We start from the raw sequence: 14,435 nt of genomic DNA, 5'->3' as shown, positions 1-14,435 counted from the left end.
ATTTTTATTCTTTAGGACGTTCTAAGGAAATAGGTCCTAATTTTCCTCCTCTAAATTCATCTAGTAACATAATAGATACTCTATTATAATCAACATTACCCTTAGATATAATAGCTCCTCTTTTTTTTGCTATGTTCTCCATATTTTCTAAAGGAGTTTCCTCTAAAGAGTCTAATTTATATCTTTTTATCAATCTATCAGGATAATATTTTTGCAGTCTTTCAATGAGACTTAAAGCAAGCTCTTCTACGTCCATAATTTCATCTTTTATAGCTCCAGTAAAAGCTAGATTTAATCCAACCATTTTTTCTTCAAATTTAGGCCATAATACCCCTGGGGTATCCATTAGTTCAATTCCTATTTTGGTTTTTATCCATTGTTTACTTTTAGTTACTCCTGGTTTATCTCCAATTTTAGCTGCAGTGTTTTTAGCCATTTTATTTATAAAGGAAGATTTACCTACATTAGGTATACCAACCACCATAACCCTTATAATTACATTCATAATACCCTTTTGTTTAAGTCTATCTATCTTTTCCTTAAGAAGTTTATCAAGTTCTCCTCTTATGTTGTTTAAACCTAGCCCATTTAAACTATTCACTGCTAAAGCTCTTACATTATTTTTAGATAATGTATTAATCCACCCCTTAGTGACTTTTTCTTCACTTAAATCACATTTATTAAGCAATATTATTCTAGGTTTATCCTTACAAATAGTATTAATTTCAGGATTTGCACTGGATTTTACTATTCGGGAATCCCTTATTTCAATAACCGCATCCACTAACTTTAAATTTTCTTTTATTTCCCTTCTGGTCTTAGCCATATGTCCAGGAAACCAATTTATTTCATTTGCCATAATCAATCATCATACCTTTCCAAACTTATCAATGGGATAAATTCTCATAACTACTTTTCCAATTATCAATTTCTTATTTACAAATCCTATATCTTTAAATCTACTATCTAAGCTGTCATATCTATTATCTCCCATAACAAAAACCGTTCCCTTTGGAACTACAGTTTCTGGGAAATTATGAATTCTATCATTATTCTTTGCAGCATTATTGTCAGGATTATAAACTGCATAAGGCTCAATAATAAGCTTACCATTAACATAAACTCTGTCGTCTGCAATTTTTATTTTATCATTTTCTACAGCAATAACTCTCTTTATATATTTTTCATTAGTATTCCCAGCATATTTAAAGACTATTATATCCTGTCTTTTGGGAGAACTAAAATAATATGTGATTTTTTCAACTATAACTTTATCATTAGTAAAAAAAGTATTAAGCATAGACGGTCCATTTATACTTACTATTTGCAATATAAAAACCATAATTAATATAGCTGAAATAAAGGCTATAGCAAAGGTTTTTATTATTTTTTTTATCATATTATTTCACCACCAATACAGCAACAAAGTATCTAAAGCCTGATTTCTTATTATTAATGAAATTATATCATTTTAAATTTAATATCTTTTAAATTCATTATATATTACAGGGATTATAAACATAATTTTTATAATAAATAAAAAAGGGCCTACTCAGCCCCATTTTTACTTTAATTCCTTAACTTTTGCAGCTTTTCCTACTCTATCTCTTAAGTAGTATAGCTTAGCTCTTCTTACTTTACCTTTTCTAACAATTTTAATTTTGTCTATTATAGGAGCATTTATTGGAAAAGTTCTTTCAACACCAACACCATAAGCCACTCTTCTTACAGTGAAAGTCTCTCTTAATCCACCATTTTGCTTCTTAATAACTGTACCTTCGAAGGCTTGGATTCTTTCCTTTTCACCTTCTTTGATTTTTACATCAATTTTAATAGTATCTCCTACATTGAACTCTGGTAAATCGGTTCTAATTTGTTCAGCTTCTATAGCTTTTATTAAATCTAACATATGTGCATTCCCTCCTAAAATTTATTTGACGTTCATAATCAGCATTTTTGCAACCAGAGGAGCGCCCGTACTAGCACAAATTACATTATAACGGAAATAAAACACTTTTTCAAGAAAAATATTACTTAGTGTACAAAAGTTTTTTATCTTCTTCAGATAATTTAATATTCTTAAATAAATCCGGTCTCTTTTCTTTAGTTATTAGAAGTGATTGCTTTCTTCTCCATTTTCTTATATTTTCATGATGACCAGAAAGCAAAATTTTAGGTACAGCTTCTCCCCTGAATGAATCTGGTCTGGTGTATTGTGGATATTCTAGCACGCCGTCATAGAATGACTCCTCCATAAAACTTTCATTACTAGCCAAAACCCCCGGTATCATCCTGCTTATGCTATCTATTATGGGTATACAAGCCATTTCTCCTCCAGTTAATATAAAATCACCCAAAGATATTTCCATATCAACATATTTATATACCCTTTCATCTATCCCTTCATAATGACCACAGAGAAATATTAATTCTTTCTCTTTAGATAATTCCTTAGCAAAGTTTTGATTAAAACTTTTTCCACGAGGTCCTAAAAATACAACTTTACCACTATTCTTCTTCTTTACATTTTCAATACAATGAACTATAGGCTGTGCAGTCATGATCATGCCAGCACCACCACCATAAGGATACTCATCTGTTTTATTGTGTTTGTCGAGGGTATAATCACGAATATTATGGGTTTCTATGTTTATTATTTTTTTATTTTGGGCTCTTCCAATCATACTATAATTAAAAATATGAAACATCTCAGGAAATAACGTTAATATATCAATATTTAACTCCATGTTTTCACCGGCTTTATAACTATTAGATTATTATCCATATCCATTTTAGTTACAATAGACTTAAGTGCAGGAACCATTACATCCTCTCCATTTCCCCTTACCCAATAGACATCATTGCTTCCAGTGAATATTACATCGAAAACTGTACCAATATTATTATTATCCTCATCTACAACCTGACTTCCTATTATATCAGCTACAAAATACCTTCCCTTTTCAAGAGTTACTGCTTCTTCTCTAGGTACCTTTAAATATTTATTCTTGTATTTTATTGCTATCTCCGGGCTTTCTATTCCCTCTATCTTCATAATAATTTTGTCTGGTTGTATTTTACACCACAATACATTTTGTTCTATGTCATCTATGTAAACTTTTTTTAGTTTTCTAAATCTTTTTGTATCATCAGTTAAAGGATATACCTTAATCTCACCTTTCACCCCATGTGTATTTATAATCTGGCCCACCGTCAGAAATTCTTTCATATAAAATTCCCACCTTTATCTATAGAAAATAAAGAGTTAGGTTAATCCTAACTCTTATACTATTTCTACAACAACTTTTATATTCTGTTTAATAGCTGCTGCTTTTACAACAGTTCTTATAGCCTTAGCTATTCTTCCCTGCTTACCAATAACTTTGCCCATGTCTTCCTGTGCAACCTTCAACTGAAGTATCAAGGATGTTTCTCCGTTAACTTCAGTTATCTCTACCATATCTGGGTTATCAACTAATGATTTTACAATTATGTACAATAGTTGTTTCATATTAAACTCCCCCAGTTATTATTTAGTTATTCCGCTTTTATTAAAAAGTCTTTTAACTGTTTCTGATGGTTGAGCACCATTCTTTATCCATTCAGCTACTTTATCAGAATTTACCTTTATAGTTATTGGTTCTGTAGTTGGATTGTAGTATCCTATTTCTTCGATAAATTTTCCATCTCTTGGACTTCTTGAATCTGCAACAACAATTCTATAAAATGGAGCTTTTTTAGCACCCATTCTCTTTAGTCTTATCTTAACTGCCATTTAAATCACCTCCTTCAAAGAATGCATATATTTCAACTAAAAAGGAAGCTTGCCAAACAATCCTTTTTTAGACATGTTTTCCATATTTTTAAATTGTTTCATTTGTTTTTTCATGACTTCCATCATTTTTAAAAGTTTATTAATATCTTGTACAGAAGTTCCTGATCCCAAAGCTATTCTCTTTTTTCTGGAAGAAGAGGAACTTATTAATTGCGGATTTCTTCTCTCTTTTAGTGTCATGGAATAAATTATAGACTCAGTCTTTTTAGTTTCTTCTTCAACTTGGCTTAAATCTGCACCTTGAAGCATCTTGTTATTCATACCCGGAATCATTTCCAAAATTTTTCCAAGTGGTCCAAGTTTTTTCATCTGCTTCATCATAGTTAAATAATCCTCAAAGTTTAAGCCTTGATTCATCATTTTTTCTCCAAGCTCTTTAGCATCCTTTTCATTAATAGCACTTTGAGCTTTTTCAATTAAGGTCAATACATCACCCATACCAAGAATTCTAGAGGCCATTCTCTCTGGATAGAACACCTCTAAGTCGTTCATCTTTTCACCAAGACCCACATATTTTATTGGCTTCCCAGTCATTGATCTTATAGAAAGTGCTGCTCCACCCCTTGTATCACCATCAAGCTTTGTAAGGATAACTCCAGTAATTTCAAGAGTATTATTAAAACTATCAGCTACATTTACTGCATCCTGACCAGTCATAGAATCTACTACTAACAATATTTCACTTGGATTAATACTAGTTTTAATATTCTTTAACTCATCCATTAATGCTTCATCTACATGCAGTCTACCAGCGGTATCAATAATAACCACATTGCAATCATTATTTTTTGCGTGTTCAATAGCTGCTTTTGAAATATCTACAGGGTTTACTTTATCACCCATGGAAAATACGGGAATATCAATAGACTTACCTACTACAGTCAATTGTTTAATTGCCGCTGGCCTATATACATCACAAGCTACTAAAAGTGGTTTTTTGTTTTTCTTCTTTAAAGAAAGTGCAAGTTTACCACACATAGTTGTTTTACCAGCACCCTGTAATCCCACAAGCATAATCACAGTTATCCCCGTATCACTGTAATTTATTTTACTTTCTGTTTTACCCATTAATGCAGTTAATTCCTCATTAACTATTTTTATTACCATTTGTCCTGGAGTTAAACTCTCCATTACTTCATTTCCAAGACATTTTTCACTAACCTTTTTTATAAAATCTTTAACTATTTTAAAATTTACATCCGCCTCTAAAAGGGCTCTTTTTACCTCTCTCATGGCTTCTTTTATATCATTTTCAGAAAGTTTTCCCTTTCCCTTTAACTTTTTGATTGTTTCTTGAAGTTTAGAAGTTAATCCTTCAAAAGCCATATTATACCCTCCTATACCTTCTTGTTATAATTATATATTCTTAATGATCGATTTTATATCTTCTATAACTTTTATTTTTTTATCTATAATAATTTCATTTTTTAAGCTATCCAGTTTTGTCTCCATATCTTTTTTTAATTCCAAAATAAACTTCTCTTTTTCTAAAAGTTTTAATTTACTATCATAATCCAGCAAAAGTTTTTGACATCTTTTTATTATATCATAAATTGCCTGTCTGCTAGTATGATTAATTTCAGATATTTCAGATAGAGATAAATCTTCATTAAAATAAAAATTCATAATGTCTTTCTGTTTGCTAGTTAAAAGTTCACCATATAAATCTAAAAGCATAGATATTTGAACTCTTTCTTCCATAACAATCACCAACTCACGAATAATATAATATCAAAAACAAAAGTGGGTGTCAAGTATTTTTACTTAACACCTAAAACTATAGTTAAAATAAAGCTTCTACAAACTCATTTGAATCAAATTCCTGAAGATCATCTATTCCCTCTCCCACGCCTATAAGCTGTACAGGTATATTTAGAATATGCTTAATTGATATAATGATACCACCTTTAGCAGTACCATCTAATTTAGTAAGTATTATGCCATCTACCTTGCATACCTCAGTAAATTGCTTAGCCTGTATAACTGCATTTTGTCCCGTGGTAGCATCTAAAACCAAGAAGGTCTTTCGACTGCTATTGCCAAATTCTCTTTCAATAACTCTATTTATTTTACCAAGCTCATCCATTAAATTCTTTTTATTATGGAGTCTTCCTGCAGTATCACAGATAAGTATGTCAGCATTTCTGGCCTTAGCTGCTTGTATAGCATCATATACTACTGCAGCTGGATCGGAGCCTTCCTGATGCTTTATTAATTCAACACCAGCTCTAGTACTCCAAACTTCAAGTTGATCTATGGCAGCTGCTCTAAAAGTATCTGCTGCTGCCATAATCACCTTATATTTTTGTTTTTTTAGCTTTGCAGCTATTTTACCTATAGAAGTAGTTTTTCCAACACCATTAACGCCTATAATTAAAATAGTTTCCGGAGTAGAATCTGGATCTATAGAACCCTTTGATGTTTCCAATATATCCAGTATTACTCTTTTTAGACATCCGTTAACCTCTGAAGGGTCCTTTATTTTTTCTTGTCTTATCTTTTCTTTTAATTTATCTATTATGTATACAGAAGTTTCTACACCAATATCAGAAGTTATAAGTATTTCCTCCAGTTCATCATACATATCCTCATCTATAGATACAGTACCTGTTAAGATTTCAGTTATTCTGTCAGTAAAATTGTTTTTAGTCTTAGAAAGACCACTCTTTAATTTATCAAAAAATCCACTAAACATTGTTTCCTCCTTAAATTATAAATGAATATTAGTCATGTGAAAATAAATAGTAAGTCAAAGATGCGACGAATATTTTGAATCATACAAGGAAACAGGTTCCGAGGATAGTGGGCTATCTGAGGGTTCTGTTGACGCAGTAGGATTCAAAATAGGCTAGCATACTGACTAGTTATTTATTTAAATATGCCTTACTTAATGACATAAAAAATCACGTCATTAAATGGCTAAATCAACAGACACCACTTTTGACACTCCTTTTTCCTCCATAGTAACGCCATACAAAACATTGCTTGCCTCCATAGTACCTTTTCTATGTGTAATAACTATAAACTGTATTTTTTCTGAAAACTTTCTTAAAAACTCAGCATATCTAGCTACATTTGCATCATCTAAGGCTGCCTCAATCTCATCTAGTATGCAAAATGGAGTAGGCTTCATCTTTAAAATTGCAAAAAGGAGAGCAATGGCAGAAAGACCTTTTTCCCCACCAGACATTAAATTTATATTTTGAAGTTTTTTACCTGGAGGTTCTACATTAATTTCTATATTTGAAGACAATACATCTTCTCCCGAAAGTATAAGATCAGCATTTCCTCCCTTAAAAAGTTCTCTAAAGGTTTCTGTAAAATTTCTTCTAATTTTTTCAAAATTTTCACTAAATACTGTTTTCATTCTATCCGTCATTTCATTTATAACATTTATTATTTCTTCTTTAGATTTTACTAAGTCTTCTCTTTGACTTGACATAAAATTATACTTTTCTTTAACAGATTTATATTCTTCAATGGATCCTACATTTACAATGCCCAAAGCTGCTATATTATTTTTCAATTCCTGAATGTTGTTTTTATATACTATTATATCATTTATTTCTCTTTTATACTCTAATGCTTCTGCATAGGTGAGCTTAAATTCATCATTCAATCTTTCAATTAAAGCTTCGTTTTCAGTTTCTATTCTAGTTAAATTCAGTTGTACTTTATGTTTTTCCTCATCCTTTTTATCAACTATTATATTTAGCTGCTCAATTTTCTCATTATAACTCTGTAATTTCTGCTTTATTTTTAATTTTGTAATTTCATCTTCTTGAAAAACATTATCTGTAGCTGCTAAAAATTTTTTTATTTCTTCTAAAGTTTTGCTATTTAATTTTAATGTATCTTCAAACTTAGCACTATCTATTTGAAAATTATTTACTTGAGTTTTTAAATCCATACTTTTATTTTCAGCATACTTTATTTCCCCATTTAACCTGTCAACGTCCCTTTTTTTATTTACAATGTTCTCCTCTAATTTTGCCTCTTTTACTTTTATAGAAGTTAAATTATCCTTTACAGCTAAGATTTTCTCATTTTCCCTTTTTAGTTTTTCTTCTAATTTTTCTTCTAACTCTGAAAGCTGTCTTTTCTTATGTTCCAAACTATTAATTTCCTTTTCTTTAGTGAATAATTCTTTAGCTGCCTCCTCCTTTTTATCACTAAGCATGCTAATTTCATTAATAGAAATCCTATGATTTTTATTTAATTTTTCACTTTCTATATCAATTGCATTAATTTTACCCTGAATTTTAGTAATCTCTATATTTTCAAAATGAATATAATCTCTCAAATTTAAATTCATATCATCTAAAGAATTTATACTAGTATTATTTTCTTTGTTTTTTATAGATAGCTTATGAAGTTTTTCTTTCATTTTATCAATTTTAAAGTTTAATTCCTCTACTTCTCTTTTTCTGCCAATTATATTAAAGCCTTTATTATAAATACTTCCACCAGTAAGAGCTCCTCCAGGGTTTACAATTTCCCCAGCAAGAGTTACAACCCTGAAACTAAAATTAGATTTTTTTGATATTTCCAAAGCACTATCCATATGTTCTGCAATAACTGTTCTTCCCAGAACATGTTCAACTGCTGCTGAAAGTTCTTTATCATATTCTACCAATTTACTTGCAATGCCAATGTAGCCAGAAGCATTTTTTATATTACTATCTATAACTAAATTTTTATTCTGTAAAATATTCAATGGCAAAAATGTAGCTCTACCCAGATTGTTATCTTTCAAATAATTTATAAGCTTTTTCGCCAAAATTTCATCCTCTGTAATTATGTTCGAAATGGATCCTCCTAAAGCAATCTCTATGGCTGTTTCAAATCTTTTATCTACTTTTATAATTTCTCCAAATACAAAACACTTTTTATTTTCTTGATGAATATATCCTTTTTTTATATGAGACATAAGATTTTTTACTGATTTATTATATCCTTCATATTGTTCATTTAAACTATTAAGCATATTTCTATTTGCTTCTGATTTATTAATTTCAGTATTTAAGCTACTAAATTCTTTTTCATCTTCATTTAAAATTATATTAATTCTAGTTATTTCTCTTTTATTTTCTCCTATATTATTTTCATAGTCTTCTATCTTTTTCTTTATTTTCACTATTTCCTTTTCAAGTGCATCTTTTGTGTTTTTATTAATCTTAATGGAGTTTAAATAACCTTCACAGGCAGTTTTAATTTGATTCATATTTAAATCATGATTTTCCATATCTTTTTTTATTAAAATTATAAAGTTTTTAAAATCTGATATACTGCCTAAAGTATCAAATTCCTCACTCTTATATTTCTTTAAAAGTTTTCCATCTTCATCTATTTCCTGCTGTGCAATTTCTAATATTTTTACTAGACTGGCAGCATTTTCATTATGTTCTTTTACTTTATTTTTCAATAAAATATATTCTTCCGTATACTTTTTATTTTCAGATATGGATATATTAATTTTTTCTGCTATTTCCTCTAATTCTCCTGTATACTTAATTTTTAATTGTTTTAAATTTTGTATTTTTTCCTTTATTAAATTATTCTCTGAAATTATATTTTGATGCTGAGACTTCCTTTCATAGTATTCCTTTCTCCGAGCTTCATGCAAATTTTCAAGTTCAAGTAGATCTTCATTGTATTTTTTGAAATTGGTCTTTGCGCCGTCTCTTTCCACATTTAATTTATTAATTTCATAATCTAAATTTTTAGTATTATTCAAAGTATTATCAATTTTTATCTTAAGCCTTTCTGCGGAATTAACTAATAGATTTATCTCTTTTTCATTGAGTTCCTGAGATAATCTAACAAAAGCCTTTGCTTTTTCACTTTCTTTTTCTAGAGGCTGAAGCCTTTCTTCATAAGTCCCTAGTATATCATTTATTCTTACGAGATTTTCCTCCGTACTTTCAAGCTTCCTTTCCGCTTCTTCCTTTCTAGTTTTAAATTTGACAATACCTGCGGCCTCTTCTAATAGCCCACGTCTCTCCTCAGATTTTCCGCTAAGTACCGCTTCTATCTTACCCTGCCCAATTATTGAATACCCTTCTTTTCCTATACCAGTATCCATAAACATTTCCTGAACATCTTTAAGTCTACATTTAGTATTATTAATATAGTATTCACTTTCACCAGAACGATATAGTCTTCTGCCTATAGTTACCTCATCATAATCCACAGGAATCATATTGTCTGAATTGTCTAAAGTAAGTGTAACCTGAGCAAGCCCTACGGATTTTCTAAATTGAGTTCCTGAAAATATTACATCTTCCATTTTCCCCCCTCTTAGAGTCTTTATGCTTTGCTCACCTAAAACCCATCTAATTGCGTCAGAAATATTACTCTTACCACTTCCATTAGGTCCTACTACTGCTGTTACACCTTTTTGAAAATCCAATTCTATTTTATCTGCAAATGATTTAAACCCTCGTATTTCAACGGCTTTTAAGAACATTATTCCACTCTCCTAATATCAATGATCAATGAATCCTACCTAGTGGAAACTTTATAAAGTGTAGTATTGCATCCACCAGTCATCGTATAAACATAATTCTAAGCACCAGGTGGAGTTTTTGTTTATGACTTCTGTTGCTTACTAACAGAGTTCTTAGTATCGGTATTTATGATACTTAGAACTCGTTGTCCTTTAGGGTAAATCGTTATCCAGGGACGTAGTCACTCTTTACTCCAACTTTGAAGTAGATGATAGTATTAGAGTGAGTAGTCATCGGATAAAAGTTAAAATTGTAGTTAAAATAAAAATTAAAGCCATAAAAATAATTGCCGTTCTCAAAAATTTTTGTCTAGTTGATTTTTTCATTTTATCCTCCCAACCCATACATTAAAAACATATTTATTTTCAGTGTATATTATAAAAACAAAAATTTCAATGTGCAAGCAGAGAACCAAAATCTTAGATTTTGTGTAAATCGCTTTCACAGAGTGCCATGGCAGAATTATGTTTATACTTACAGAGAAAATAATTGTGCAAAGACAAGTTTTCCACCTTTCCATAAAATCTTATAATTATATTTTCTAAAGCTATATTATTATTTTGAATTACTATAAATTCACAATGTGGAAAATTAGCTTTCATGTAGTTAAAATAGTGTTTTTTATTGGCATATAATTTTGATATATCCTTATTATTTATTTCAATAAAAATTTCACCTTTATAGTTTTTAGAAATTATAGAACTTATCATATCATTATATATACTTCCTTCAACTAATTCTCTAAAAGCTGGATGAAATGGACCTGCAATTAATTTATTTCCCAAATTTATTTCCTCTGTAGGTTGAAGTCCTATCCTTATGACATTTATATTATTTACCTTAAACATACCATATATTATTTTACATATTTCTATAGCCCTATCCAAAGTATAAGGCTCATATACTTTGTCTAAATACATTTTTTCCATAGGGGTATCCTTTATTACTAAGGATGGATAAATTCTGCATATATCTGGTTTTAATCTCATTACTTCCTCAGCGGTATGAATATCTTTCTTGAAATCATCTCCCGGAAGACCTGGCATTATTTGATGTCCTAGAGTAAATCCATAGGCTTTAATAAGTTTTGAAGCATTATATACATCCTCAGCAGTATGACCTCTTCCTGCTAATTTAAGTACTTTATTGTCCATAGATTGTACTCCCAATTCTATTATATCCACATTGTAATCTTTAAGATTGGAAAGTATAGATTCATTTATATAATCCGGTCTTGTAGATAATCTTATAAAGTCCACCTTTTCTTTATCTTTATAATCTCTAGCCACCGATAGAAGTTCTCTTTGTTTCTGTATATCTATAGCTGTAAAGGTTCCTCCAAAAAAAGAAATTTCTATAATTGAATTTTTTCTATCAATAGTTTTTAAATATTCCTCAACTGTTCTTGTAACAAATTTGTCATCAACCAAATTAGTATTGCCAGTGATAGTATTTTGATTACAGAATACACAATTATGTGGACACCCCTCATGTGGTACAAAAATCGGAATTATATAATGTCTTCTATCCATATATTTCTCCTATAGCTTTTAATGCAGTTTGTGCAGCATCCTGTTCAGCTTCTTTTTTACTAAAACCTGTACCTTCTCCTTTTAATACTCCATTAAAAATAACAGAAATATAAAATTTTCTTCTATGAGGAGGACCTTCAAATTTCAGTAGATCATATTTTATATCCACATCACCATCTTTTTGCAGTACTTCTTGAAGCTTAGTTTTATAATCTAAAATTATTTGGTTTCTCATAGCCATCTCAATAGTTTTATAGAAATTTGTCAATACAAATTCCTTTGCAAACTCAAAACCTTTATCCAAATATATGGCTGCAATAATTGCCTCAACGCAATCTGCAAGTATAGATACTCTTGTCCTTCCCCCTGTAATTTCCTCTCCCTTACTCATAAATATATATTCTCCAAGCTGCCAACCTGTTGCAATCTTAAACAGTGAATTCTCACATACAATTAAAGCTCTTTTTTTAGAAAGCTCTCCTTCTGTTTTATCTTTATAATTTAAAAATAAATATTCAGAAATAATAATTTGTAGTACGGAATCTCCTAAAAACTCTAATCTTTCATTATATTTTATATTTTTTTGATTCGCATAAGAACTGTGAGTAATGGCAGTTCTCAATAATTCTTTATTTTTAAATTTAACTTTTAGTACTTGTTCTAGTTTTTCAATATCTTCCATAATCATTGACAATTAAGACAACTCCTTAAAAGTCCATTCTTCAATTCATATAAATGTACAAATTCAAGAATAAACTTTTTTAAAATTCTATATAAATTTAAAGCCCCGTATTAAACGGGACTTGCATTCTATTCCTCGGTATGTGCTTTTATGTATTCTACCACATCTCCGACAGTTGCTACCTTTTCAGCATCTTCATCAGGAAATTCTATATCAAATTCCTCTTCCAAAGCCATTATTAATTCAACTATATCAAGTGAATCAGCACCTAAATCATCGACAAATGAAGATTGTAACGTTATTTCACTAGCATCTAAACCTAACTGTTCAGCTATAATATCTTTAACCTTTTCAAACATATAAATTCACCTCCTAAACTCTATATAGATAATATTACATATAAACCTAACCGTCAATATTAATATGACAAATTTTAAACTTAGGTATATGAAAATAAATAGTAATTCAAAGATACGACGTCTATTATGAATCATACAAGGAAACAGGTTCAGATGATAGTGAGCTATCTGAGGGTTCTGTTGACGTAGTAGGATGATTATAATAGACTAGCATATGACTAGCCATTTATTTAAATATGCCTTATATACTAAAGATAATTATATCTTTACTACTTTTATGATTATACAGCAATAAAACATAAATGTTCAAGTAAAACTAAGTTATTTTTATTAAATTATTTCAGATTTAGATTTACTAATTAACTCATTTATTTTTCCAAGTTCACTAGATATTTTACCTATAAATTCACCTTCATAACAAATTTTAGCCTGCCTTATAGCATTTTTAAAAGCCTTTACATTAGAACTACCATGTGCCTTTATAACTACAGCTTTTGTACCTAAAAATGAAGACCCACCGTATTCTGTGTAATCAAATTTCTTTTTAAAATTTTTAAATACAGGTTTTAAAAAAATACCACCTATTTTAGATCTTGTAGATGACATTATTTCTGTTTTCAGCATATTAAAGATATTAGAAGCCACTCCTTCATACATTTTTAATACGGTATTTCCAACAAATCCATCACAAACTAATATATTCGTGTCACCACTGGAAATATCTCTTGGTTCTATATTCCCTACAAAATTAAAGTCTGCTTCCTTTAAAAGCTTATAAACTTTTTTTGTAAGGTCATTTCCTTTTTCTTCTTCTATACCTATATTTATAAGTCCAATACTGGGATTATTTATTTTCAAAATATTTTCAAAATATATTTTTCCCATAAAGGCAAACTGTAATAGGTATTGAGGTTTACAATCCACATTGGCCCCTGCATCTACCACCATAAAAGTTGAGTTCTTACCAGGCATAATTGGTGCAAGTGCAATTCTATCTATACCTTTTATTCTTCCAATTACAAAAGTAGCTCCTGCCATAAGTGCACCTGTACTACCCGCTGAAATAATACTTTGCGCTTTTCCCTCTTTGACTAAATTTAAAGCTTTGTAAAGGCTAGAATCCTTTTTCTTCTTGATAGCCATTACTGGATGTTCATCTGGAGTTATAACCTCACTTGCATTCACTATGTCTATTTTATTTTTATCATAATTATATTTTTCCAATTCTCTTTTTATGACTTGTTCATTACCTGTTATAATTATGTTTACTCCAAATTCATTAACCGCTTCTGTACAGGCCTCTACTACAGCATTAGGTGCATTATCTCCACCCATTCCATCTATTGCTATAATCATTATTCATCACACTTCCCTTTTATGAATAAATTTTATAAATACTCTTATATATAGATTTAATCACAATAATTAATAGTTTACCATAAATATATAAAAAAATTATTTTATTTAATAATAATCTTACGTTTATCTCATAATTAATGGCTATACTTTTCAATGACC

At 29.7% G+C, this 14,435-nt stretch carries 15 protein-coding genes; all 15 read right to left on the bottom strand.

The window, feature by feature from the left end; translation table 11 throughout:
- Window positions 1-4 precede the first annotated feature (4 nt).
- Window positions 5-859: a ribosome biogenesis GTPase YlqF gene (gene ylqF, locus CLOPA_RS11745; RefSeq protein WP_015615651.1), complete on the bottom strand. Its 855-nt coding sequence runs from the start codon at window positions 857-859 to the stop codon at window positions 5-7.
- 9 nt (window positions 860-868) lie between these two features.
- Window positions 869-1,399, bottom strand: coding sequence for a signal peptidase I (gene lepB / locus CLOPA_RS11740; protein ID WP_015615650.1), 531 nt, complete (start codon window positions 1,397-1,399; stop codon window positions 869-871).
- A 165-nt stretch (window positions 1,400-1,564) separates the two neighbouring features.
- On the bottom strand, window positions 1,565-1,909 hold the full coding sequence (gene rplS, locus CLOPA_RS11735) for a 50S ribosomal protein L19 (RefSeq protein WP_015615649.1): 345 nt from the start codon (window positions 1,907-1,909) through the stop codon (window positions 1,565-1,567).
- Window positions 1,910-2,030: 121 nt separating this feature from the next.
- A complete protein-coding gene (gene trmD / locus CLOPA_RS11730; protein ID WP_015615648.1) occupies window positions 2,031-2,747 on the bottom strand; it encodes a tRNA (guanosine(37)-N1)-methyltransferase TrmD in 717 nt (238 codons plus the stop codon).
- The gene (gene rimM / locus CLOPA_RS11725) at window positions 2,738-3,229 is read right to left on the bottom strand and encodes a ribosome maturation factor RimM (RefSeq protein WP_015615647.1); all 492 of its coding nucleotides are present in this window, start codon (window positions 3,227-3,229) and stop codon (window positions 2,738-2,740) included. Before rimM ends, trmD begins: the two co-directional genes overlap by 10 nt.
- A gap of 54 nt (window positions 3,230-3,283) precedes the next feature.
- Window positions 3,284-3,511, bottom strand: coding sequence for a KH domain-containing protein (locus CLOPA_RS11720; RefSeq protein WP_015615646.1), 228 nt, complete (start codon window positions 3,509-3,511; stop codon window positions 3,284-3,286).
- 18 nt (window positions 3,512-3,529) lie between these two features.
- Window positions 3,530-3,775 (bottom strand): 30S ribosomal protein S16, encoded by a 246-nt coding sequence (rpsP, locus tag CLOPA_RS11715; protein WP_015615645.1) that lies wholly within the window; start codon window positions 3,773-3,775, stop codon window positions 3,530-3,532.
- A 36-nt stretch (window positions 3,776-3,811) separates the two neighbouring features.
- Entirely contained in the window at window positions 3,812-5,161 is a 1,350-nt protein-coding gene (gene ffh, locus CLOPA_RS11710) for a signal recognition particle protein (RefSeq protein WP_015615644.1), read from the bottom strand.
- Between the two features lie 30 nt (window positions 5,162-5,191).
- Window positions 5,192-5,536, bottom strand: a complete 345-nt coding sequence (locus tag CLOPA_RS11705; protein ID WP_015615643.1) for a putative DNA-binding protein — start codon at window positions 5,534-5,536, stop codon at window positions 5,192-5,194.
- Between the two features lie 82 nt (window positions 5,537-5,618).
- Window positions 5,619-6,530: a signal recognition particle-docking protein FtsY gene (ftsY, locus tag CLOPA_RS11700; RefSeq protein ID WP_015615642.1), complete on the bottom strand. Its 912-nt coding sequence runs from the start codon at window positions 6,528-6,530 to the stop codon at window positions 5,619-5,621.
- Window positions 6,531-6,746: 216 nt separating this feature from the next.
- Window positions 6,747-10,304: a chromosome segregation protein SMC gene (gene smc / locus CLOPA_RS11695; protein ID WP_015615641.1), complete on the bottom strand. Its 3,558-nt coding sequence runs from the start codon at window positions 10,302-10,304 to the stop codon at window positions 6,747-6,749.
- Window positions 10,305-10,763: 459 nt separating this feature from the next.
- A complete protein-coding gene (locus CLOPA_RS11690; protein ID WP_015615640.1) occupies window positions 10,764-11,876 on the bottom strand; it encodes an elongator complex protein 3 in 1,113 nt (370 codons plus the stop codon).
- Complete coding sequence (gene rnc, locus CLOPA_RS11685) at window positions 11,869-12,564, bottom strand: ribonuclease III (RefSeq protein ID WP_041711431.1); 696 nt, start codon at window positions 12,562-12,564, stop codon at window positions 11,869-11,871. The genes CLOPA_RS11690 and rnc overlap by 8 nt, the downstream gene beginning before the upstream one ends.
- A gap of 122 nt (window positions 12,565-12,686) precedes the next feature.
- The gene (gene acpP, locus CLOPA_RS11680; RefSeq protein ID WP_015615638.1) at window positions 12,687-12,917 is read right to left on the bottom strand and encodes an acyl carrier protein; all 231 of its coding nucleotides are present in this window, start codon (window positions 12,915-12,917) and stop codon (window positions 12,687-12,689) included.
- Window positions 12,918-13,247: 330 nt separating this feature from the next.
- The gene (gene plsX / locus CLOPA_RS11675; protein ID WP_015615637.1) at window positions 13,248-14,273 is read right to left on the bottom strand and encodes a phosphate acyltransferase PlsX; all 1,026 of its coding nucleotides are present in this window, start codon (window positions 14,271-14,273) and stop codon (window positions 13,248-13,250) included.
- Window positions 14,274-14,435 lie beyond the last annotated feature (162 nt).

The organism is Clostridium pasteurianum BC1, assembly GCF_000389635.1.
GTDB lineage: Bacteria > Bacillota > Clostridia > Clostridiales > Clostridiaceae > Clostridium_I > Clostridium_I pasteurianum_A.
Note: the sequence above shows the minus strand (reverse complement) of the source record. Positions and strands in the feature narration are given on the sequence as shown.

Bases quoted from the DNA above. Each gene is read 5' to 3' on its own strand.
- ftsY (WP_015615642.1), bottom strand. From the start codon at position 6,530: ATGTTTAGTGGATTTTTTGATAAATTAAAGAGTGGTCTTTCTAAGACT.
- CLOPA_RS11705 (WP_015615643.1), bottom strand. From the start codon at position 5,536: ATGGAAGAAAGAGTTCAAATATCTATGCTTTTAGATTTATATGGTGAA.
- rpsP (WP_015615645.1), bottom strand. From the start codon at position 3,775: ATGGCAGTTAAGATAAGACTAAAGAGAATGGGTGCTAAAAAAGCTCCA.
- acpP (WP_015615638.1), bottom strand. From the start codon at position 12,917: ATGTTTGAAAAGGTTAAAGATATTATAGCTGAACAGTTAGGTTTAGAT.
- rimM (WP_015615647.1), bottom strand. From the start codon at position 3,229: ATGAAAGAATTTCTGACGGTGGGCCAGATTATAAATACACATGGGGTG.
- rplS (WP_015615649.1), bottom strand. From the start codon at position 1,909: ATGTTAGATTTAATAAAAGCTATAGAAGCTGAACAAATTAGAACCGAT.
- trmD (WP_015615648.1), bottom strand. From the start codon at position 2,747: ATGGAGTTAAATATTGATATATTAACGTTATTTCCTGAGATGTTTCAT.
- ffh (WP_015615644.1), bottom strand. From the start codon at position 5,161: ATGGCTTTTGAAGGATTAACTTCTAAACTTCAAGAAACAATCAAAAAG.
- CLOPA_RS11720 (WP_015615646.1), bottom strand. From the start codon at position 3,511: ATGAAACAACTATTGTACATAATTGTAAAATCATTAGTTGATAACCCA.
- smc (WP_015615641.1), bottom strand. From the start codon at position 10,304: ATGTTCTTAAAAGCCGTTGAAATACGAGGGTTTAAATCATTTGCAGAT.
- CLOPA_RS11690 (WP_015615640.1), bottom strand. From the start codon at position 11,876: ATGGATAGAAGACATTATATAATTCCGATTTTTGTACCACATGAGGGG.
- rnc (WP_041711431.1), bottom strand. From the start codon at position 12,564: ATGATTATGGAAGATATTGAAAAACTAGAACAAGTACTAAAAGTTAAA.
- ylqF (WP_015615651.1), bottom strand. From the start codon at position 859: ATGGCAAATGAAATAAATTGGTTTCCTGGACATATGGCTAAGACCAGA.
- plsX (WP_015615637.1), bottom strand. From the start codon at position 14,273: ATGATTATAGCAATAGATGGAATGGGTGGAGATAATGCACCTAATGCT.
- lepB (WP_015615650.1), bottom strand. From the start codon at position 1,399: ATGATAAAAAAAATAATAAAAACCTTTGCTATAGCCTTTATTTCAGCT.